The organism is Ruegeria sp. BB5 (genome assembly GCF_056539405.1).
Genome location: NZ_JBQFUX010000003.1, coordinates 48,092 through 67,414 on the forward strand (window position 1 = coordinate 48,092; position 19,323 = coordinate 67,414).

A 19,323-nucleotide genomic window follows, 5' to 3' on the forward strand; every position below is an offset into this window, starting at 1 on the left:
CTGATCCCACAAGACAGAAAGGACCCGGCATGATCCTGTGCTGCGGTGAAGCCCTGATCGACATGATCGCCACCCCGACCATTTCGGGCGGTGATGGCTTTGTGCCCCATTCCGGTGGCGCGGTCTTAAACACTGCCATTGCATTGGGGCGACTGGGGTCGCCGGTTGGGCTGCTGACTGGCCTGTCTTCGGATATGTTCGGAGAGCAATTGGCCGAAGCCCTGAAGACCAGCCATGTGGATGCAAGCCATGTGATCCGATCAGATCGCCCCACGACGCTGGCCTTTGTGCAGTTGAAGGACGGGCACGCCACTTATAGTTTTATCGACGAAAACTCGGCGGGTCGCATGCTGATGCCCGAGGAAATGCCGGATCAGCTCCCCGCTATTTCGGCGCTGTATTTCGGCGGAATCAGCCTGGCGTGCGAACCCTGCGCAGACGCTTATGCCGCATTGTTGGACCGGCAAGGGGCGGATCGGGCGGTGATGATTGATCCCAATATCCGGCCCGATTTCATCAAGGATCAAACCCGGTATCGCACCCGTCTGAACCGGATGATCGCAAAGGCGGATATCGTAAAGGTCTCGGACGAGGATCTGGATTGGATCATTCCCGGCCCGGAAAGCATCACTGAGAAAGTGCCGCTGTTGCTGCAAGCCGGGCCTGCCGTGGTCATTGTAACGCGTGGCGGTGACGGCGCGTCAGGCTATCTGGCGGACGGGTCCGAAACCTCAGTCCCTGTTCGACCGGTTCAGGTTGTCGATACCGTCGGTGCAGGTGACACGTTCAACGCTGGTGTGCTGGCCGAGCTGGAGCGCGGTGGGCAACTGACCAAAACCGCGCTACGCACCCTGAGTACCGAAAACCTGCGCGCCGCATTGGCCAAAGGCGCAGAGGTTGCAGCCATCACCGTTTCCCGCGCCGGGGCCAACCCTCCCTGGGCGCACGAGCTTTGAACCCCAAAGAGATCTAAATGAAACGTTCTGACATCAACACCATCAAAACCGAGGCCGATGCCTTTATCCGTTCCTTCGGTGCGGTCCTGCCCCCCTTTGCCAATTGGTCGCCTGACCAAATGCGCAGTGACAAAGCCGCAGGCATTCGCGAACGCGGGCTGGGTTGGGACATCACCGATTACGGGCAGGGTCGCTTTGATGAGCTGGGCCTGTTCCTGTTCACCTTGCGAAACGGCGATGTGGGTGATCTGAACAGCGGTCGGGGCATGCTTTATGCCGAAAAGTTGCTGGTATCGCGGGACAAACAGCTGTCGCCAATGCACCGCCACATTGTGAAAGCCGAAGACATCATAAACCGCGGCGGTGGTGATCTGGTGATGGAGATCTATGCCTCGGACCCGCAAGGCGGTATCGACCGTGAAAATCCTGTTGTCGTGCCCAGCGACGGTTGCCCCGTCACAATTCGGCCCGGTGAGTTGCTTCGCTTGAAACCCGGCGAAAGCGTCACTCTGATGCCCGGCATATGGCACGCCTTCTGGGCCGAAAAAGGCGATTGCCTGATTGGCGAGGTCTCGACCGTCAATGACGACCGAACCGACAACGTGTTCGAAGACCCGATCCCGCGCTTTGCAACCATCGAAGAAGACGTCGCGCCGGATTTCCTGTTGGTCGCGGATTACTACTCTTGATACGCAGTTTTCAGGCTGACCTGACCCGCAAAATGATAAGTCGCTTTTCTTAAACCGGAAAAACGCATTAACATGGGCTGCGAAACCGTGGGTGGGGGTTCCAACCCTGACCTGTTAGCGCAACAACTGTTAGGGGGCCGGTCCAATGGTCACGAAAGCTGAGCTTGAAGCGCAAGTTGCCGATCTGCGCCGCCAACTGGCCGAGCAAACTGCGACCCGTGAACAGGCACAAAGGCCGGAACCACACGATACTGTGGCCGACAGGATTGCCGAGAACATCGACAACTGGACCGGACAGCTTGAAGAAGCCCTGACCGAGTTGGAGGATCTGCCGCACAAAAGACCGATCCTGTTTGCGCTTGGCATTTTTACGCTTGGCTATCTGCTAGGCCGATCCCGGTAGGAGCCTGAACATGAGCCGCATTTCCCGCAATATCTCGATCATTCTGCGCGCCGAACGGTTGATTGCCCAACGCCATGTTGCCGTGGCCGCACGGCGTACCGGCTTTTACGCTGCGGCGGGGCTGGCCGTGGGGCTGGCTGTCATCATGCTGAACGTGGCTGGTTTTTTCTGGTTGTCAGCAACCCTGTCCAAACCGCTGGCCGCGCTGATCATGGCTGGGGCCAACCTGTTGCTGGGTGTGATCCTGGTTCTGATGGCCAACACGCAGAACGCGCAGGCGGATACGACAGCCGCGGTCGAATTGCGCGATATGGCACTGTTAGATATCGAAACCGAGATCAAAGACACTCTGTCCGACGCACGTAACACCGTGACAGGCATCCGGCGCGACCCGCTGGGTGCCCTGACACCCGATGTTATCAGCGCCATTCTGAGTACGCTGATCAAATACGCCAAGCGTCGCAAAGACAAACCCGAGCAATAGCGACTATTGCACCATCCGGGCGGCGGCGCGGGCGATCACCATCTCTTCGTTCGTGGGAATTGCCAGAATGCGCACGCGGCTGAAATCGGTCGACAGAACCGTGCCATTGTCGGCGTTCCTGTTGGGATCCATTTCAATCCCGATCCAGCGCATCCCGTCACAAACCCGCTGACGGATCTGTACTGCATTCTCACCAATGCCGCCCGTGAACACCAGCGCGTCCAACCCTTCCAGCGCAGCAGACATGGCGCCAAGCTCTCGGCGAATGCGAAAGACATAATAATCGATCGCCTTGCGGGCCTCGGGCGTTTCGGCGGCCAGCAGGGTGCGCATGTCCGATGACATTCCCGACAGACCCAGCAGGCCGGAATTACGATAGAGCATGTCAGCGATTTCATCCGCGCTCATCCCTTCCTGCTGCATCATGTACAGCACGACACCCGGGTCCAGCTGACCGCTGCGGGTGCCCATCGGCAGGCCGTCCAATGCGGAAAAACCCATGGTCGACGCCACAGCCCGCCCGCCTGACACAGCACACATCGACGCGCCATTGCCCAGATGCGCGATGACAACGCGGCCATCATACAGGCTGGGCGCGGTCTCTTTCAGCTTTTGCGTGATGTAGTCATAGCTCAGGCCGTGAAAGCCGTACCGGCGCACGCCCTTGTCATAATAGCTCTGCGGCAGGGCGAAGGTATCGTTGACCCATGGATGGGTGCGGTGAAAGGCGGTGTCGAAACAGGCTACCTGAACCGTGTCTGGAAAGGCGGCGCTGGCTGCACGGATACCGGCCAGACTGAATGGCTGGTGCAGCGGCGCATAGGGGATGAACCCGGCCAGAGTATCCAGAACCTTGTCGTCGATCCGCACGGGTTCGGAATACACCGTCCCCCCATGCACAACCCGGTGACCTATGGCGCGGATGTGGATGTCCGGCAGATATTCGCGTGTCATGTCCAGAAAGGCCTGGATTGCCTCGTCATGGCTTTGGGTATCCGTCAGCGCCTGGTTGATCGAGCGGCCCCCGGCAGATTCCGCCAACAAGCGCGGTGCATCCCCCAAGCGTTCGATCTGGCCGTGCCAACGCATGCTGGGGCGATTGCCTTCGACCAGTTCATACAGCCCGAATTTCAACGAAGACGACCCGGCGTTCAGCGCCAGCACATGGTCAGCCATGAATTTTACCCTTGTTTGCCTGCGCATGCAGCGCCGCCACCGCACAGGAAGCCAACCGCGAGGCATCATCATCCGCTCGGGACGTCAGAATGATCGGGGCGGCGGCACCTACCACAATTCCCGCTGCCTCGGCATGGGAAATGTAAGTCAGCTGTTTGGCCACCATATTGCCAGCTTCGATATTAGGGGCCACGAGGATATCCGCCGCCCCGGCGACGGCGGACTTGATGCCCTTTGTTCGCGCCGCCTTCAGATCAACCGCGTTGTCCATCGCCAGTGGGCCATCGACCAGTCCACCGGTGATCTGACCCCGCTCGGCCATTTTCGACAACAGCGCCGCATCCACAGACGAGGGCATATGCGGGTTGATCGTCTCAACCGCAGACAAGACGCCAACTTTTGGTGTTTCTATCCCGATCGAGTGTGCCAGATGGATGGCATTCTGCACAATGTCTGCCTTGGTCTCGAGGTCCGGGGCGATGTTCACGGCCGCATCCGTCACCATGATGGGCCGTGAAAAGCCCGGCACGTCCATCACAAACACATGCGACAGGCGACGGCCTGTCCGCAGACCTTTGTCGCGTCGCAGAACCGCTCGCAGCAAAACATCGGTGTGCAAATGCCCCTTCATCAGGGTTTGCGCCTTACCTTCAACCACCAGGTCCACAGCGCGATGGGCCGCATTTTCATGACTGCGGGCTTCAATGATCTCGAGACTCGACAAATCGGCCTTCAACTCGGCGGCGGCGGCAGCGATTTTGTCAGGATCACCCAGAAGGATCGGCGCAATAATACCTTTGGAATGCCCTAGCAACGCACCGCCCAGCGAGTTCGGCTCTTCCGGGGCGATCACGGCTGTGGGCATCGGATCCAGAGGCTTTGCCTTTGCGATCAGTGCATCGAAATGGCGATGGCGCTGAACGATCAGGCCGGGCACGTCAACCGAGTCAAAGGTCAGGTGTTTGGCTGGCGGTGTCACTTGCACCTCACCACTGAGGATCAGAGCGTTGTCGCCCACGCGGCGCACTTCGGTCGCACAAAGCAAATCACCGTCGTCCCGCTTTTCGGTCACGATCAGCGTCGCTGTCACCTCGTCATCAGCCAGAACAGGCGCATGAAAAGACAGGTTCGCCGACCGCGCCTGGGTGCCCGCGCCGGGCAGGATATTGCCCAAAATTGCCGCAATCAAACCGGCAGGCCACAGGGCTGGGGCCACTGCCTCGGGGTGGCCGTCGCCATCGCCATCATATCCCGCCAGATGCAATGGATTATGATCGCCCGAGGCCGAGGCAAAGGCATAAAGATCATCGACCGTACATAAGCGCGTCACCTGCGCCACGTCCCCGACCTTGATCTGCGTGTAGGTGCGGTTTTCTGTTATTTTCATTTCTGTTTGGCCTTGTTCGCAGCAGCCGAACTGCGCCCTTTAGGTTTGGACCGAGTTCCGGTTTTCTGTTTGATCTCAGCAAGATCAAGCGTGTCGTACAGTGCTTGTGCCATCTCGACAAGCTCAGGTGAAGGGTTCGGAATTTCACCCAGAACACGCTTGAGCAGATCAACCGCCTGTTTTCTGTCAGCAACCCGCGGAAGCAAGTCGGGCAACGTATCTATCGCACCCTGTTCGTCAAACGTGACGATCACTGTCTGTTCGCGCAACATGCGTTGGCGGTCTTCGACGGTGAGATCCCTGAACGGGGCCTCATGTTGGAACACATGCGCCCAGCGATGCAGAATTTCAGCCCGAAAGCTTTGGTTGCTTGAGGCCAGCAACAGCAACAACCGGATCACGGCCTCGGGCAGCCCGCCCTGTTTCATATGCGCCAATGCTGACTCAACCTCGGGCAGGGCTTTCAGGGTTTCAGGATCAGGCAAGGTACGGTGGGCAGCGTTCTTCTTGCCGAACCACGCGGCCAGCGGACCACCCCAAAGCGCATAGAACATCCCTTCATACCAGGCGTCGCGCAGGTCTCGACTCAGATCCATGGCCTGTTCGACCCAGTCGCCGGTCAGCTTTTCCATCTCAAGAAACGGGTTATCAGCTGTCGCCGGGGCGCGCAGTTCGCGCGTCATCCCGGCTAATTGCGCAACCCCCTTCATCATCGGATTGTCCGAAGACATCGCCGTGCGTTGAACGCGCAGAGGGTGCAGATCACGCAAAGCCTTTGCGCCCATCGGTGTGGAAACAGATCGCACAAAAGGACGCCCAAAGGTTTCATATGCATTCGCCTGCACCTCGGACATATGGGCCACCGCGGCAAAGCTGGCCTCATCCTGCTGGCCGTCGTCCAACGCGGCTACATCCCCGAGTGTGCGGTCATAGAACCGAACCTCGAACTGTTTATCCTGGCCTTCGCCTTGGGTGTTTTCGATCACCATCTCGTAGAGGCCTGGTGCCATTGCTTCGACCGTTTCCAGGGTCGAAGCCATCTGCGTATGTTCCTTACGCGCTACTTTGGACGAAACAAAAATGCCCAGATGGCCAACCTCATCATGCAACATGTAGATGATCCGCTGACCGCGCAGACGGATTTCCTCTTCATCTGCGTATGTGGCGGCAATCCAGTTGAGTGCCTGCTGGGGCGGGGTGATGTTGTCACCTTGGCTGGCAAAGACAAATATCGGGCCTTTCACCGCCTTGATGTCGATCGGCACGCCCGGTTCCAACTGCGCGGTGTTCTTGATCAGCCGATTGCCAACGAACAGCTGCTCGACGATCCAGTGAATCTCGGCCTCGTTCAATAGGAAGTAACCACCCCACCAGCGCTCAAAATCAATGAAGCGTTTCCGACCGCCATCAGAGTCGCGGTAGAGGTCGAAATACTTGCCGAAATAATTCCGGCTGGGGTTCAGCTGTTCAAAATTCATCACCAGATTGGCGCCATCGAACATGCCCGCGCCGACGTCCGACCAGAACATCGGTTGCCAGGTGCCGCCCAGAACACCCGCGTTATACCGCATCGGATTTTCTCCTACCTCGCCCGACCATGGCGCAATGGGGGCGCCATTCAGGATCAGCGGTCCGGTCAGATCCGGGTTGCAGGCGGCCATCAGCAAAGTGGCCCAGCCACCCTGGCAATTGCCGGCCACGACCGGCTGCGGGCTGTCGGGATGGCGCGCGCGGACAGTGCGCACGAATCCGGCCTCGGCATGCATGACGTCGGCAAGTGTCTGCCCCGGCACAGGGTCTCGCCCGAAACTGACGAAATAAACCGGATGCCCTTTTGACAGGGCAACGCCAACTTGACTGTCTGGTTTGAATCCACCGATCCCGCCGCCGTGACCGGCACGCGGATCGATGATGATGTAGGGACGCCGGGTGTCGTCAATGGTTACACCTTTGGGCGGCAGGATGCGCAGCAGTTGGTAATTGCAGGGGCGTTTCAGGTTCGCCCCGTCGACGATGACCTCATAGTCATAGATCAGCACCGGCGGGCAACCCGCAGCTTCATGCTCCAGAAAAACGTCTCCGCGTTCACGCAGCGCGTCCATGGTCAGCACCACGCGCTGGGTGGCGTCTTTCAGATAAGCTGTCCAATCGTCGACAATCGATTGCGAACGCGCAATGCGCTGCGAAACCTCGGCGAAGCCCTGCATCAGATCTCGGGTCCGCTCTGAATGCGTTTCGATAATCCGCGTCGATTGCAGCCGGGCGGATTGGGACAACAGGGTCCATTGTACGCCGGACCGATCCAAAGCGCGGGTTACGATATCAACCGTTCGGTCCTGAACCGCAGCCGCATTTTCAGCCGTCTCGGACCGAAGGTTCAACGAGGTCTTCTGCACATTGGTCACCATGAGCCTGTCCTCTAACCATCGAAAACACATGCGCCACCACCGTAAAATTCTGCCAGTGGCCGAGTCGATTTCTGCGACGCAGCATAGTTTGTTTCGAAATGATACTCAAACCCAACTCTGCGCCGCGCCGTCTTGGTTCTAACCGTTGGTGCAGCCACCTCCTGAGCGGCATTGGACAACTTCAACTGTCAGGTGACTGGCGAAAAGGCGAAAAATAAATGTTTCAATAATGATCTGGATCAAGATTCATCACATTCGGAAACGCTATTGGGATAACCTAGTAAGGGAATCAAGCGCGTACAGTCCAGCCAAATGAGCCAGATGACCAGTCGTCGGGCGTTTCTAAGCGCCAAAATATGTCGGGAGGACAGCAGCATTGCCCGTCCTCCGGGATCACATGTGCCGGGTTTCCTGGATCACTGCACCAAATGTGGCGACTGCGTCGACGCCTGTCAGGAAACGGTGATTGTCGTCGGTCAGGACGGTTTCCCCGTGTTTAAGCCCAGTGAAAACCCCTGCACCTTTTGCGGCGATTGCGCCACGGTCTGCCCGACAGACGCGTTGCAAATCGAACGCCTGCCGGACTGGCCCTGGCGCGCGGCGATCGAGACATCCTCTTGCCTGTCCATGAACGGGGTCAGCTGCCGCGTATGTCAGGATAATTGCGAACAGAATGCCATCCGCTTCAGGTTGCAACTGGGCGGTCTGGCCGAGCCTTCGCTGGATGCCGACACCTGCGTTGGGTGTGGTGCTTGCGTGCCCTCCTGCCCTGTCAATGCCATCGCGCTTGACCGTCAGCCCACATCTAAAACGGAAGCGATACAATGAATATTTGCGGTTGCCTTGTACATATCGTCCCTGACCAAGCTGAGGCCGCGGCGCAAACGATGCGCGACACACCAGGCGTCGAGGTGCATGCCCAGGCCGAAGACGGCCGTTTCGTCGTCGTCGTCGAAGACACATCCGATCACCTGGCGTCCGAGATCATCATGGATCTGCATCAGATCCCCGGAGTGGTCTCACTAACGCTGACCTATCACCATTTCGAGGATCTTGCGGAGGCTACCCCGCATCCCGATGCCCAAAGCCAAACCACCAGCCGGAGGCTCACGCTATGACTACTTCAGAATCTCGCCGGACTTTTCTCAAGGCCTCAGCGGCCGCTGCCACTGCGTCAGCCGCTGGCATTCCTCTGGCCACCGGTCAGGCCAACGCGCAGGCCGGGGCCCCCGATATCCGCTGGGACAAGGCGGCCTGCCGGTTCTGCGGTACCGGATGTTCGGTGCTGGTCGGCACCAAGGACGGCCGTGTGGTGGCCACGCAAGGCGACCCGGACGCGCCGGTCAACCGTGGCCTGAACTGCATCAAGGGCTATTTCCTGTCCAAGATCATGTACGGCAAGGACCGTCTGACTACGCCGCTACTGCGCAAGACCAACGGCGAATACGACAAGAACGGTGAATTCGAGCCGGTCAGCTGGGACGAAGCCTTCGACGTCATGGCCGCCAAGTGGAAAGAGGCCCTGGCCAAGAAGGGTCCAACCAGTGTTGGAATGTTCGGTTCGGGTCAGTGGACAATCTGGGAAGGCTATGCCGCCTCCAAATTGATGAAGGCCGGATTCCGGTCTAACAATATCGATCCCAACGCGCGGCACTGTATGGCATCCGCCGTTGTCGGGTTCATGCGCACATTCGGCATTGATGAGCCGATGGGCTGTTATGACGATTTCGAACACGCGGACACTTTTGTGCTGTGGGGCTCGAACATGGCCGAGATGCACCCGATCCTGTGGTCGCGCCTGACCGATACGCGCCTGACCAAGCCGGGATGTGAAGTCCACGTGCTGTCGACCTTCGAACACCGTTCGTTCGAACTGGCAGACAACGGCATCGTGTTTGAACCACAGACCGATCTGGCGATCCTGAATTACATCGCGAACTACATCATCCAGAACAACGCGGTGAACGAGTATTTCGTCAGAAATCACGTCAACATCACGAAGACTGCCACCGATATCGGCTATGGCCTGCGAGAAACCAACGCGCTGCAACAAGAGGCAGAAAACCCGAACTCTGGCGCGCTTGAGAGCATCAGCTTTGAAGAATACGCCGAAGCAGTTGCGCCCTATACGCTGGAATACACCTCGGAACTGTCGGGCGTTCCAGCAGACAAGCTGGAGAAACTCGCGCAGCAATATGCGGACCCAACCCGTAAGGTCATGAGCCTTTGGACCATGGGCTTCAACCAGCACACCCGCGGGTCTTGGGTGAACTCGCTGATGTATAATGTGCATCTGCTGGTGGGTAAGATTTCCGAACCGGGCAACTCGCCCTTCTCGCTGACAGGTCAGCCGTCAGCTTGCGGGACTGCACGCGAAGTCGGCACCTTTGCCCACCGCCTGCCCGCCGACATGGTGGTGGCGAATGATGAACACCGCGAGATTTGCGAAACTGCGTGGAACATCCCCGAAGGTACCATTCCGCCCAAACCAGGCTTCCACGCTGTGTTGCAACACCGCAAGCTGAAAGATGGTGAGCTGAACGCCTATTGGGTGCAGTGCAACAACAACATGCAGGCCGCGCCCAACATCAACGAAGAAGGCTATCCCGGTTATCGCAACCCCGAAAACTTCATCACTGTCTCTGACCCTTATCCCACGGTCACCGCCGTCTCTGCCGACCTGATCCTGCCCACCGCCATGTGGGTCGAGAAGGAAGGCGCTTATGGCAACGCCGAACGCCGCACTCAGTTCTGGCGGCAGCAGGTGCAGGCCCCGGGTGAGGCCAAATCTGACCTGTGGCAGCTTATGGAATTCTCCAAACGCTTCACCGTCGAAGAGGTCTGGGGCGAAGAACTGCTGGCCAAGATGCCCGAACACCGAGGCAAAACCATGTTCGACGTGCTTTATGCCAACGGTAAGGTGGATCAGTTCCCGCTGTCCGAGACAGCGGAAGGGTTCCACAACGACGACGCCGAACATTTCGGCTTCTATGTTCAGAAAGGTCTGTTCGAGGAATATGCAGAATTCGGACGCGGACATGCACACGACCTTGCACCGTTCGAAATGTACCACCAGGCACGCGGTATGCGCTGGCCGGTCGTGGACGGCAAAGAAACGCTGTACCGCTTCCGCGAAGGCTTTGACCCGTATGTTCCCGAAGGCGCTGACGTAAAATTCTACGGCCACAAGGACGGCAAGGCCAAGATCATCTTTGCGCCCTACGAACCCGCGGCTGAAGAGCCGGATGAAGAATTTGATCTGTGGTTGTCCACGGGACGTGTGCTTGAACATTGGCACTCGGGCTCGATGACCCGCCGGGTGCCGGAATTGCACCGCGCCTTCCCATCCGCTGTCGTCTACATGCATCCGCAGGACGCCAAGGATCGGGGTCTGCGCCGCGGGCAGGAGATCGTTCTGTCCACTCGCCGCGGCGAGGTCACCAGCCGGGTCGAAACCCGCGGACGCAACAAGGTGCCGCGCGGTTTGGTCTTCATGCCGTGGTTCGACGAACACCAGCTGACCAACAAACTGACGCTGGACGCGACCTGCCCACTGTCGAAAGAAACCGACTATAAAAAGTGCGCCTGCAAGGTCGAGCGCGCGTAACCGGCCCGGATCGCAAAGGTAGCCCCCATGTCTCTGGCTGGTACACCCCTCTCGCCGCAACGGCGCCGTTTCCTGCAGGATTCGGCGCGCGCGGCAGGCGGCTGCGTGGTCGCAGGGTCTTTGCTGGCCTGGCTGGCCCGTGATGCCCGTGCGTTACCGGCCGAGGCGTTGCGTCCACCCGGCGCACTGCCTGAGGAGGCGTTCCTGTCGGCCTGCATCCGCTGTGGGCTGTGCGTGCGGGACTGCCCTTACGATACGTTGAAACTGGCCGAACTTGGGGTGGATGCCGTGGCCACTGGCACCCCCTATTTCACGGCGCGTAATGTGCCGTGTGAGATGTGCGACGACATTCCCTGCGTTGCCGCTTGCCCCACAGGTGCGCTGGACCCGGGGCTGGACAATATCGACGACGCAAAAATGGGCGTTGCCGTTCTGGTCGATCAGGAGAACTGTCTGAACTTTCAGGGCCTGCGCTGCGACGTCTGCTATCGCGTCTGCCCCGTCATTGATGACGCGATCACGCTGGAAGCGGCCCATGACGCCCGATCGGGCCATCATGCGATGTTCATCCCCACCGTGCATGCCGAGCGCTGCACCGGTTGCGGCATGTGCGAAAAAAGCTGTGTCCTACCGGAAGCTGCCATCAAGGTTCTACCGGAACGACTGGCGCGGGGCAGCGCGGCCGACCACTATCGCAAAGGCTGGGAAGAAAAAGAGGCCCATGGCGGGCCTTTGGTGGACGGCTTGATCGATCTGCCCGACCGCTTGCCGGGACCGGGCACAGACAACCTGACCACACCGGGCGGCTTTGCACCGTCATATGACCTGCCGGGGGTAGGCCAATGAGCGCGCGCACGCATATTCCTGTCGGTCACGAAGCGATCGAAGCCAAAGGCTGGATCGGAGCGCATCGTTTTCTGCTACTGCGTCGCACCAGCCAGTTGTTCTTTCTGGTCCTGTTCCTGTTGGGCCCCTGGTTCGGCATCTGGATCGTGCAAGGCACACTGGCCGGGTCCCTGACCCTAGGCGTGTTGCCTCTGACCGATCCGTTTATTGTATTGCAAAGCATCATTGCCGGGCATTGGCCTGAATTGACTGCTCTGATCGGCGGGCTAATCGTTCTGGTCGCCTATGCGCTGATCGGGGGCCGCGTCTATTGCTCGTGGGTCTGCCCAATCAACCCGGTAACCGACGCCGCCAATTGGCTGCACCGGCGACTGGACCTGCCGAAAGGTTGGCAACCAAAACGCAGCACACGCCTGTGGGTGCTGGCAATGGTTCTGGTCGTGTCGGGCCTGACCGGCGTGATCGCTTGGGAGCTGATCAACCCCATCACCATGCTGCATCGCGGGCTGATTTTTGGTGCGGGTTTTATCTGGGCCATGGTTGCTGCGATCTTTATCTTTGACCTGTTCGTCGCGCGCCACGGATGGTGCGGTCATATCTGCCCGATCGGCGCTTTCTATGGTCTGATCGGCAGCAAAAGCTTGCTGCGGGTCAGCGCCGCAAACCGGGCGGCCTGTGACGATTGCATGGATTGCTATGCCGTCTGCCCAGAAAATCAAATCATATCCCCCGCGTTGAAGGGCAAGCCCGGGACAACGCCACTGATCCTTTCCCCGGACTGCACCAATTGCGGCCGCTGCATCGACGTATGCGCTGTCGATGTCTTCACCTTTACTCACCGGTTCGACGACCATGTCGCCGCGCCTTCTGATCCAGTTCCCGCGCCCGACCGGCGCGCAGCCAGACCTATTTAAGGGAGTGCCAAGATGAAAAAATCAATCGTGACAGGCGGAATGGCCCTGATCCCCGTTTTGCTCCTGAGCGGGTTCGCCCTTGCCCAGTCGGCCCAAGTGGAAACCCTGCGTGGGGCGGATGTGGATGAGCTTATTCCACTCGATCAGATCCACAAAAATGTCGAAGGACGCATGCAGCGCAACTATCGCCAGCAACCGCCGCTGGTTCCTCATTCGATCGAACAATACCAGATCGACGTGCGCACCAATCAGTGTCTGTCCTGCCACGACTGGACCAAGGCAGGTGAACGCAACGCTCCGACCCTGTCGATGACCCACTATCTGGATCGCGACGGCAACGAGCTGGATCACATTGCGGGCACCCGCTATTTCTGCAACCAATGTCACGTGCCTCAGGCAGACGCGCCTGCGTTGGTCGACAACGTGTTTGAACCCTCGTCCGGCAACTAATCCAACGCATGTCTGAAAGGAGCACCAAGATGGCAGACTCCCCCGAAAAACGCGGTTGGTTTGGCCGCCTCTGGAACTGGATCTGGACACCGGCCGTGGCGTTCAGCTCGGGCTTTCTGATCCTAGCAGGCTTTCTGGCCGGCATCCTGTTCTGGGGTGGGTTCCACTGGACACTGGAACTGACCAACACCGAGGAGTTTTGTACCTCGTGCCACACGATGGAGGTCAATCTGGGCGAATATCGCGAAACGATCCACTACAACAACCATTCCGGCGTGCGCGCGATTTGTTCCGACTGCCACGTGCCGCATGAGTGGAACCACAAGATCAAGGCCAAGATCATGGCCGTCAAAGACGTCTATCACGAACTGGCCGGAACCATCAGCACGCCCGAAAAATACGAAGCGCACCGTCTGAGCATGGCTTCGGCCGTCTGGAAAAAGATGAAGGCGTCGGACAGCCGCGAATGCCGCAATTGCCACAACTTCGACTATATGGACTTCACCATTCAGGAAACCCGCGCCGCATCCGAACACCAGCGCGCCATCGACACCAACATGACGTGCATCGATTGCCACCAGGGCATCGCGCACAGCCTGCCTTCGGATTACCTTGAGGAATACCAGAGAGTTACGGATGAGCTGGCCGGTGAGACAACGGGCGCACAATCGCATCAGGTTGCAGATAGCAGCGATGAGATCCGGTCATTTCTGAACAAGAGCGCGGACTAAAGAGAGGCACGATATGCTGGAACTTCTGGGAACAATCGGGGCCAACATCATCAGCCTTCCGGGCATTCTGGGCCTTGCGCTTGGCATGATGACCCGCCGCCTGTGGCTGGGCGGCTTGATGGGGGCCGTGGTCGGCGTGCTGGAAACGGTGATCTTCGCCCATTGGAACTTTGCCAATGTCAGTATGGTCGAATTGTTAATCGCCGTCGTCATCGGCCTGTGCGCAGGTACGTTGGGTTCGGTCATCCGCATCAAGGGTGCGACAGTCTGAATTCGCCAAACTTTGCATCAATTCGGCGCCCCGCTGCGGAATGCAGTCGGGGTTCGCCCGAATTCGGCCTTGAACGCACGGGTCATGGCGCTGGCGTTTTCATACCCGCAGCGACCGGCAATTTCCGCGATGGTTTGTTCGGTCTCCTCGACCAGTTTCCGGGCCATAGTCAGCCGCAGGCGCCGATACAGTGCCTGCGGCGTGGTGCGTAATTCGGCCTGAACCCGCATCTCGATCTTCTTTTGCGAACAGCCAAGTTTGCGGGCAACGTCCCGGATCGTCAGCGGTGTTTCTATGTTCCCCTGCATCACCGTTAACGTGCGATTGACCAGCGTATCTTCGGATTTCAGAGGTAAGGCATAGGGATCGGTCGCGCTGCGGCTCATCAGCAGGTGGGCTACCTCCATCGACAGTAGCGGGCCATGATCCCGACGAATGAGGGCCGAGGCCAGATCAAAGGCCGCCATCGCCCCCGAACAAGTCAACCGGTTGCCGTCTAAGACAAAGCGTTCCTGCACAACGTCGACTGCTGGAAAAGCTTCTTCGAACCGCGACAGCTCATCCCAGTGAATCGTCGCGCGGTGATCGTCCAGCAAGCCAGCGCGCGCCAGTAGCCAACTGCCGGTATCCAGCCCGGCCACTTGCGGATGGGTCCGCGCCGCCGCCAGCAGGGCGCGCGTGGTGGCACGGGTATCCAGCGACAAATAGCCGTAAGATGGCATCACGACCAATACATCGCCGCTGTGATCGTGCAAGGCCCCATGCGGCGTGACGACCAGCCCGCTGGAACTTTGCACGGGCTTGCCATCCAACGAACAGAATCGCCAGAGATACAGCGTCTGCCGCGACAACGAGTTGGCCGCCCGTAGCGGTTCGACCATGTTGGCGAGGCAGTGGTTCGAAAACCCATCAAACAACAGAATGTTATAGCGTTGGGACAATTTTTTCTAACTCTGCATACTAAGCGGCTAACTTTGCATGTCGTGACCGTGACCTGTGGCGTTTCATTCGTCAACCACCAGCCAGGGAACACGCGCCATGCAATTCGGTCTGTCAGAAGAACAGGAAATGATCGTTTCAACGGTCCGCAGCTTTGTCGAGAAAGAGATCTACCCCCACGAAGACGCGGTGGAGCGCAGCGGAACCGTGCCGTCAGAGCTGGGCGAAGAGATCAAACAGAAGTGTATCGACCTTGGCTTTTACGCCTGCAACTTCCCCGAAGAAGTCGGCGGCGCTGGTCTGTCGCATCTGGATTTCACATTGGTCGAACGTGAATTGGGCCGCGGTTCCATGGCGCTGACCCACTTCTTTGGCCGTCCGCAAAACATCCTGATGGCCTGCAACGATGATCAGCGCGAGCGCTATCTGCTGCCCGCCGTGCGTGGTGAAAGAATGGACGCGCTGGCGATGACCGAACCGGATGCCGGGTCGGACGTGCGGGGCATGAAATGCCAGGCCGTGCGCGATGGCGGGGACTGGGTCGTCAATGGTTCGAAACACTTCATCTCGGGCGCGGAACACGCGGATTTCTTCATTGTCTTCATAGCAACCGGGGTCGATGAGACCCCGAAAGGTCCAAAGAAGCGGATCACCACCTTTCTCGTGGATCGCGGCACGCCGGGGTTCGAGGTTCGCGAGGGCTATAACTCGGTCAGCCATAAAGGTTACAAGAACTACATCCTTTATTTCGACAATTGCCGCCTGCCCGATGCGCAGGTCCTCGGCGAAGTCGATGGTGGCTTTGCGGTGATGAACGAATGGCTATATGCTACCCGGCTGACGGTCGCGGCCTTTTCAGTCGGGCGCGCGCGCCGGTGCTTTGACTATGCGCTGAATTATGCGGCCGAACGCAAGCAGTTCGGCCAACCCATCGGCAAGTTTCAGGGCGTCGGCTTTCAGATCGCCGACATGATCACCGAGATCGACGCTGCCGACTGGTTGACCCTCGCTGCCGCGTGGCGACTGGACCAGAACTTGCCATCGAACCGCGAGATCGCCTCGGCCAAGCTCTATGCCTCCGAGACGCTGGCGCGGGTGACCGATACCACACTGCAAATCTTCGGCGGCATGGGTCTGATGGATGACTTCCCGATCGAACGGTTCTGGCGCGATGCAAGAGTTGAACGTATCTGGGACGGCACCAGCGAGATTCAGCGCCACATCATCAGCCGCGACCTGCTGCGTCCCTTGGGCGCCTGAAGATGAGCAAAGATCTGAACCGGCTGCTACGCCCGAAATCCATTGCCGTTATCGGCGGTGGGGCGTGGTGTCAGCAGGTCATCCTTCAATCGGAACGCATGGGCTATGCCGGCCAGGTCTGGCCGGTCCATCCCAAGGCAAGTGATATCGCAGGGCACACGGTTTTCGCCCGTCTGGAAGACCTGCCACAGGCCCCGGACGCCGTTTTCATCGGCATCAACCGACACGCCACGATTGAGGCGGTACAGACCCTGTCCGCCATGGGTGCCGGTGGGGCGGTATGCTTCGCCTCGGGCTTTTCCGAAGCAGTGGCCGAAGATGACACCGGCGCGGACCTGCAGGCGCAGTTGCTAACCGCCGCAGGAGACATGCCCATTCTGGGACCGAATTGTTACGGCTTCATCAACGCGCTGGACGGGGCGCTGCTATGGCCGGATCAGCATGGTGCAACGCCGGTGGACAAGGGCGTTGCGATCTTGACGCAAAGCTCGAACATCTCGATCAACTTGACGATGCAGAAACGCGCGCTGCCGATTGCCTATATGGTGACTTGCGGAAACATGGCGCAAACCAGTCAGGCCGAGATCGCCTCGGCCCTGATCGACGACCCGCGCGTGACCGCCGTTGGCCTACATATCGAAGGGTTCAAGGATATCCGACAGTGGGAGGCGCTGGCCGCTAAGGCGCATGCAAAGGGCATCCCCCTGATAGCGCTCAAGGTCGGCGCGTCGGAACAGGCGCAGGCGGCAACCGTGTCGCACACCGCGTCTCTGGCAGGCAGCGACGCCGGGGCGCAGGCGCTGCTGGAGCGATTGGGCATACCGCGCCTGTCTGCCCTACCCGATTTCCTGGAAACGCTGAAACTGTTGCACTGCTACGGGCCATTGCCGGGTGGCAACATCGCCTCGATCAGTTGCTCGGGGGGCGAGGCCAGCTTGATCGCCGATATGGCCATTGGCACTGGTCTGAGTTTCCCTCAGTTGACTGACGACAAGAAAACCCAACTGCGTGATGCGCTTGGTCCGATGGTCGCTTTGAATAACCCGCTGGACTACCACACTTATATCTGGCGCGATGAGGGTGCGATGACGCGGGCGTGGTCGGGAATGACAGGCGACGATATCGACCTGACCTTCTCGATCGTCGATTACCCGACCACTGATCCGACAGATTGGACCTGCGCATCGCGAGCGGCGCTGAAAGTGCGGGCCGAGACCGGAGCTCGTTTCGCCATCGCGGCAACCCTGCCTGAACTTCTGCCCCAGGACATCGCGCAAGACCTTATGGCCGGTGGCGTAGCCCCTCTTATGGGTCTGCAAGAAGCGCTTAGCGCCACCCGTGCAGCGGGTCAGGTCAAAGCACCCGCCGAGGCCGTAGTTTGCCTGCCCGGCACGATCGAGGCAACGCGTACATTGACCGAGGCCGAGGCGAAATCAGCGTTGGAAGTGTGTGGCTTGCGCGTCCCTCAGAACCGCACAGTTCGGGGCGCTGACGAAGCACGCGCTGCGGCGTCGGATATGACCGCGCCCTTTGCTATCAAAGGCATCGGGTTGGCCCATAAATCCGAAAACGGCGCAGTATGCCTTGGCGTCCAGGTTGACGACGTGGCCGATGTGGCCGCCGATATCGGGACGGATGAGGTGCTGATCGAAGAGATGATCACCGGTACCGTAGTCGAGCTTTTAATCGGCGTCGTCCGCGATCCGGCGCATGGGTTCGTCCTGACGCTGGGCGCAGGCGGTGTGCTGACCGAAGTGCTACGCGATACCGCGTCGCTGTTGGTACCCAGCACATCCGACGATATGCGCGCCGCACTTGCCAAGTTGAAAATAGCCCCGTTACTTGCGGGCTATCGCGGCCAACCTGCCGCTGATATGGATGCGATCATCACCGCAATTCAGGCCGTTCAGGCTTATGTCATGCAAAATGCCGACACGCTTGGCGAGGTCGAAATTAACCCGCTTCTCTGCACGCCCGACACGGCGGTTGCAGTGGATGCCCTGATTAGAAAGGCCTGATACATGGACCCGATCAAAACCCGACGCGACGGAGTGATCCTTGAGGTGACGCTGGACCGGCCCAAGGCCAATGCTATCGACCTGATCACCAGCCGCAGAATGGGTGAGGTCTTTGCCGAATTTCGCGATGACCCCGAACTGCGCGTCGCCATTCTGACAGGCGCGGGCGAAAAGTTCTTCTGCCCCGGCTGGGATCTGAAAGCCGCTGCCGATGGCGATGCAGTTGACGGCGATTACGGCGTTGGCGGGTTCGGCGGCCTTCAGGAACTGCGCGATCTGAACAAGCCGGTGATCGCAGCGGTAAACGGGATCGCCTGTGGCGGCGGTTTGGAACTGGCTCTGTCAGCCGACATGATCCTGGCGGCCGAGCATGCCACATTCGCCCTGCCCGAAATCCGCTCGGGCACTGTTGCGGATGCGGCCAGCGTCAAACTGCCCAAGCGTATCCCCTACCATATCGCGATGGAGCTGCTGCTGACCGGGCGCTGGTTCGACGCCGAAGAAGCCAACCGCTGGGGGCTGGTGAACGAAATCATCCCCGCCAATCAGTTGATGGATCGCGCGTGGGAGTTGGCCCGGCTGCTGGCCTCGGGCCCTCCTCTGGTTTACGCCGCGATCAAAGAGGTCGTGCGCGACGCCGAGGACAGCAAGTTCCAGGATGCCATGAACCGCATCACCAAGCGCCAGTTGCGCACGGTAGATGTGCTGTATGCCAGCGAAGATCAGTTGGAAGGCGCGCGCGCCTTTGCGGAAAAACGCGACCCGGTCTGGAAAGGAAAGTAAG

General features: G+C 59.2%; 19 protein-coding genes. 15 read left to right on the forward strand and 4 right to left on the reverse strand.

Features of this window, described 5'->3' with window-relative positions; translation table 11 throughout:
• Positions 1–29: 29 nt before the first annotated feature.
• The 4 genes from ACR0DL_RS10070 to ACR0DL_RS10085 all read left to right on the forward strand — a co-directional run bounded on the left by ACR0DL_RS10070 (position 30) and on the right by ACR0DL_RS10085 (position 2,532).
• Complete coding sequence (locus tag ACR0DL_RS10070; protein ID WP_480688914.1) at positions 30–956, forward strand: carbohydrate kinase family protein; 927 nt, start codon at positions 30–32, stop codon at positions 954–956.
• 17 nt (positions 957–973) lie between these two features.
• Positions 974–1,645: a D-lyxose/D-mannose family sugar isomerase gene (locus ACR0DL_RS10075; RefSeq protein WP_480688916.1), complete on the forward strand. Its 672-nt coding sequence runs from the start codon at positions 974–976 to the stop codon at positions 1,643–1,645.
• A gap of 145 nt (positions 1,646–1,790) precedes the next feature.
• Positions 1,791–2,048: a hypothetical protein gene (locus ACR0DL_RS10080; protein WP_170349923.1), complete on the forward strand. Its 258-nt coding sequence runs from the start codon at positions 1,791–1,793 to the stop codon at positions 2,046–2,048.
• A gap of 10 nt (positions 2,049–2,058) precedes the next feature.
• Positions 2,059–2,532, forward strand: a complete 474-nt coding sequence (locus ACR0DL_RS10085) for a hypothetical protein (RefSeq protein ID WP_170551961.1) — start codon at positions 2,059–2,061, stop codon at positions 2,530–2,532.
• A 3-nt stretch (positions 2,533–2,535) separates the two neighbouring features.
• Here ACR0DL_RS10085 and ACR0DL_RS10090 read toward each other — a convergent pair whose 3' ends face one another.
• Genes ACR0DL_RS10090 through ACR0DL_RS10100 form a run of 3 tightly spaced genes read right to left on the reverse strand, consistent with a single transcriptional unit; the run spans position 2,536 to position 7,503 of the window.
• Complete coding sequence (locus ACR0DL_RS10090; RefSeq protein ID WP_480639301.1) at positions 2,536–3,708, reverse strand: acetate/propionate family kinase; 1,173 nt, start codon at positions 3,706–3,708, stop codon at positions 2,536–2,538.
• A complete protein-coding gene (locus ACR0DL_RS10095) occupies positions 3,701–5,095 on the reverse strand; it encodes a bifunctional enoyl-CoA hydratase/phosphate acetyltransferase (protein WP_480688918.1) in 1,395 nt (464 codons plus the stop codon). Before ACR0DL_RS10095 ends, ACR0DL_RS10090 begins: the two co-directional genes overlap by 8 nt.
• Positions 5,092–7,503: a DUF3141 domain-containing protein gene (locus ACR0DL_RS10100; protein ID WP_480688920.1), complete on the reverse strand. Its 2,412-nt coding sequence runs from the start codon at positions 7,501–7,503 to the stop codon at positions 5,092–5,094. The genes ACR0DL_RS10095 and ACR0DL_RS10100 overlap by 4 nt, the downstream gene beginning before the upstream one ends.
• Positions 7,504–7,815: 312 nt before the next feature.
• Here ACR0DL_RS10100 and napF point away from each other — a divergent pair, with 312 nt between their 5' ends.
• The 8 genes from napF to ACR0DL_RS10140 are packed head-to-tail and all read left to right on the forward strand — an operon-like array spanning position 7,816 to position 14,322.
• Complete coding sequence (gene napF, locus ACR0DL_RS10105; protein ID WP_480688922.1) at positions 7,816–8,331, forward strand: ferredoxin-type protein NapF; 516 nt, start codon at positions 7,816–7,818, stop codon at positions 8,329–8,331.
• Entirely contained in the window at positions 8,328–8,621 is a 294-nt protein-coding gene (locus ACR0DL_RS10110; protein ID WP_170349929.1) for a chaperone NapD, read from the forward strand. The genes napF and ACR0DL_RS10110 overlap by 4 nt, the downstream gene beginning before the upstream one ends.
• Complete coding sequence (gene napA / locus ACR0DL_RS10115) at positions 8,618–11,110, forward strand: nitrate reductase catalytic subunit NapA (RefSeq protein ID WP_170361756.1); 2,493 nt, start codon at positions 8,618–8,620, stop codon at positions 11,108–11,110. The genes ACR0DL_RS10110 and napA overlap by 4 nt, the downstream gene beginning before the upstream one ends.
• A 27-nt stretch (positions 11,111–11,137) precedes the next feature.
• Positions 11,138–11,956 carry a ferredoxin-type protein NapG gene (napG, locus tag ACR0DL_RS10120; protein WP_170349931.1) on the forward strand — a complete coding sequence of 273 codons (819 nt, stop codon included), beginning with the start codon at positions 11,138–11,140 and terminating at the stop codon, positions 11,954–11,956.
• A complete protein-coding gene (gene napH, locus ACR0DL_RS10125) occupies positions 11,953–12,870 on the forward strand; it encodes a quinol dehydrogenase ferredoxin subunit NapH (protein ID WP_480688924.1) in 918 nt (305 codons plus the stop codon). The genes napG and napH overlap by 4 nt, the downstream gene beginning before the upstream one ends.
• 12 nt (positions 12,871–12,882) lie before the next feature.
• The gene (locus ACR0DL_RS10130; protein WP_170361759.1) at positions 12,883–13,320 is read left to right on the forward strand and encodes a nitrate reductase cytochrome c-type subunit; all 438 of its coding nucleotides are present in this window, start codon (positions 12,883–12,885) and stop codon (positions 13,318–13,320) included.
• A 29-nt stretch (positions 13,321–13,349) separates the two neighbouring features.
• Entirely contained in the window at positions 13,350–14,051 is a 702-nt protein-coding gene (locus ACR0DL_RS10135; protein WP_480688926.1) for a NapC/NirT family cytochrome c, read from the forward strand.
• A 13-nt stretch (positions 14,052–14,064) separates the two neighbouring features.
• Positions 14,065–14,322 (forward strand): hypothetical protein, encoded by a 258-nt coding sequence (locus ACR0DL_RS10140; RefSeq protein ID WP_170349935.1) that lies wholly within the window; start codon positions 14,065–14,067, stop codon positions 14,320–14,322.
• A 17-nt stretch (positions 14,323–14,339) separates the two neighbouring features.
• Here the strand turns inward: ACR0DL_RS10140 and ACR0DL_RS10145 are convergent, their stop codons facing one another.
• Entirely contained in the window at positions 14,340–15,263 is a 924-nt protein-coding gene (locus ACR0DL_RS10145) for a GlxA family transcriptional regulator (RefSeq protein WP_480688928.1), read from the reverse strand.
• A 97-nt stretch (positions 15,264–15,360) separates the two neighbouring features.
• Between ACR0DL_RS10145 and ACR0DL_RS10150 the strand changes: the two genes are divergently transcribed.
• The 3 genes from ACR0DL_RS10150 to ACR0DL_RS10160 are packed head-to-tail and all read left to right on the forward strand — an operon-like array spanning position 15,361 to position 19,322.
• Positions 15,361–16,521: an acyl-CoA dehydrogenase family protein gene (locus ACR0DL_RS10150; protein WP_170349936.1), complete on the forward strand. Its 1,161-nt coding sequence runs from the start codon at positions 15,361–15,363 to the stop codon at positions 16,519–16,521.
• A 2-nt stretch (positions 16,522–16,523) separates the two neighbouring features.
• Positions 16,524–18,539 (forward strand): acetate--CoA ligase family protein, encoded by a 2,016-nt coding sequence (locus ACR0DL_RS10155; RefSeq protein ID WP_480688930.1) that lies wholly within the window; start codon positions 16,524–16,526, stop codon positions 18,537–18,539.
• Positions 18,540–18,542: 3 nt separating this feature from the next.
• A complete protein-coding gene (locus tag ACR0DL_RS10160) occupies positions 18,543–19,322 on the forward strand; it encodes a carnitinyl-CoA dehydratase (RefSeq protein WP_480688932.1) in 780 nt (259 codons plus the stop codon).
• Position 19,323: the final 1 nt, after the last annotated feature.

Excerpts from the sequence above, each read along its gene's own strand:
- ACR0DL_RS10130 (WP_170361759.1), top strand. The coding sequence starts at position 12,883 with ATGAAAAAATCAATCGTGACAGGCGGAATGGCCCTGATCCCCGTTTTG.
- napA (WP_170361756.1), top strand. The coding sequence starts at position 8,618 with ATGACTACTTCAGAATCTCGCCGGACTTTTCTCAAGGCCTCAGCGGCC.
- ACR0DL_RS10150 (WP_170349936.1), top strand. The coding sequence starts at position 15,361 with ATGCAATTCGGTCTGTCAGAAGAACAGGAAATGATCGTTTCAACGGTC.
- ACR0DL_RS10095 (WP_480688918.1), bottom strand. The coding sequence starts at position 5,095 with ATGAAAATAACAGAAAACCGCACCTACACGCAGATCAAGGTCGGGGAC.
- ACR0DL_RS10155 (WP_480688930.1), top strand. The coding sequence starts at position 16,524 with ATGAGCAAAGATCTGAACCGGCTGCTACGCCCGAAATCCATTGCCGTT.
- ACR0DL_RS10110 (WP_170349929.1), top strand. The coding sequence starts at position 8,328 with ATGAATATTTGCGGTTGCCTTGTACATATCGTCCCTGACCAAGCTGAG.
- ACR0DL_RS10135 (WP_480688926.1), top strand. The coding sequence starts at position 13,350 with ATGGCAGACTCCCCCGAAAAACGCGGTTGGTTTGGCCGCCTCTGGAAC.
- ACR0DL_RS10080 (WP_170349923.1), top strand. The coding sequence starts at position 1,791 with ATGGTCACGAAAGCTGAGCTTGAAGCGCAAGTTGCCGATCTGCGCCGC.
- napF (WP_480688922.1), top strand. The coding sequence starts at position 7,816 with ATGAGCCAGATGACCAGTCGTCGGGCGTTTCTAAGCGCCAAAATATGT.
- ACR0DL_RS10160 (WP_480688932.1), top strand. The coding sequence starts at position 18,543 with ATGGACCCGATCAAAACCCGACGCGACGGAGTGATCCTTGAGGTGACG.
- napG (WP_170349931.1), top strand. The coding sequence starts at position 11,138 with ATGTCTCTGGCTGGTACACCCCTCTCGCCGCAACGGCGCCGTTTCCTG.
- ACR0DL_RS10100 (WP_480688920.1), bottom strand. The coding sequence starts at position 7,503 with ATGGTGACCAATGTGCAGAAGACCTCGTTGAACCTTCGGTCCGAGACG.
- ACR0DL_RS10090 (WP_480639301.1), bottom strand. The coding sequence starts at position 3,708 with ATGGCTGACCATGTGCTGGCGCTGAACGCCGGGTCGTCTTCGTTGAAA.
- ACR0DL_RS10075 (WP_480688916.1), top strand. The coding sequence starts at position 974 with ATGAAACGTTCTGACATCAACACCATCAAAACCGAGGCCGATGCCTTT.
- ACR0DL_RS10140 (WP_170349935.1), top strand. The coding sequence starts at position 14,065 with ATGCTGGAACTTCTGGGAACAATCGGGGCCAACATCATCAGCCTTCCG.
- ACR0DL_RS10070 (WP_480688914.1), top strand. The coding sequence starts at position 30 with ATGATCCTGTGCTGCGGTGAAGCCCTGATCGACATGATCGCCACCCCG.
- napH (WP_480688924.1), top strand. The coding sequence starts at position 11,953 with ATGAGCGCGCGCACGCATATTCCTGTCGGTCACGAAGCGATCGAAGCC.
- ACR0DL_RS10085 (WP_170551961.1), top strand. The coding sequence starts at position 2,059 with ATGAGCCGCATTTCCCGCAATATCTCGATCATTCTGCGCGCCGAACGG.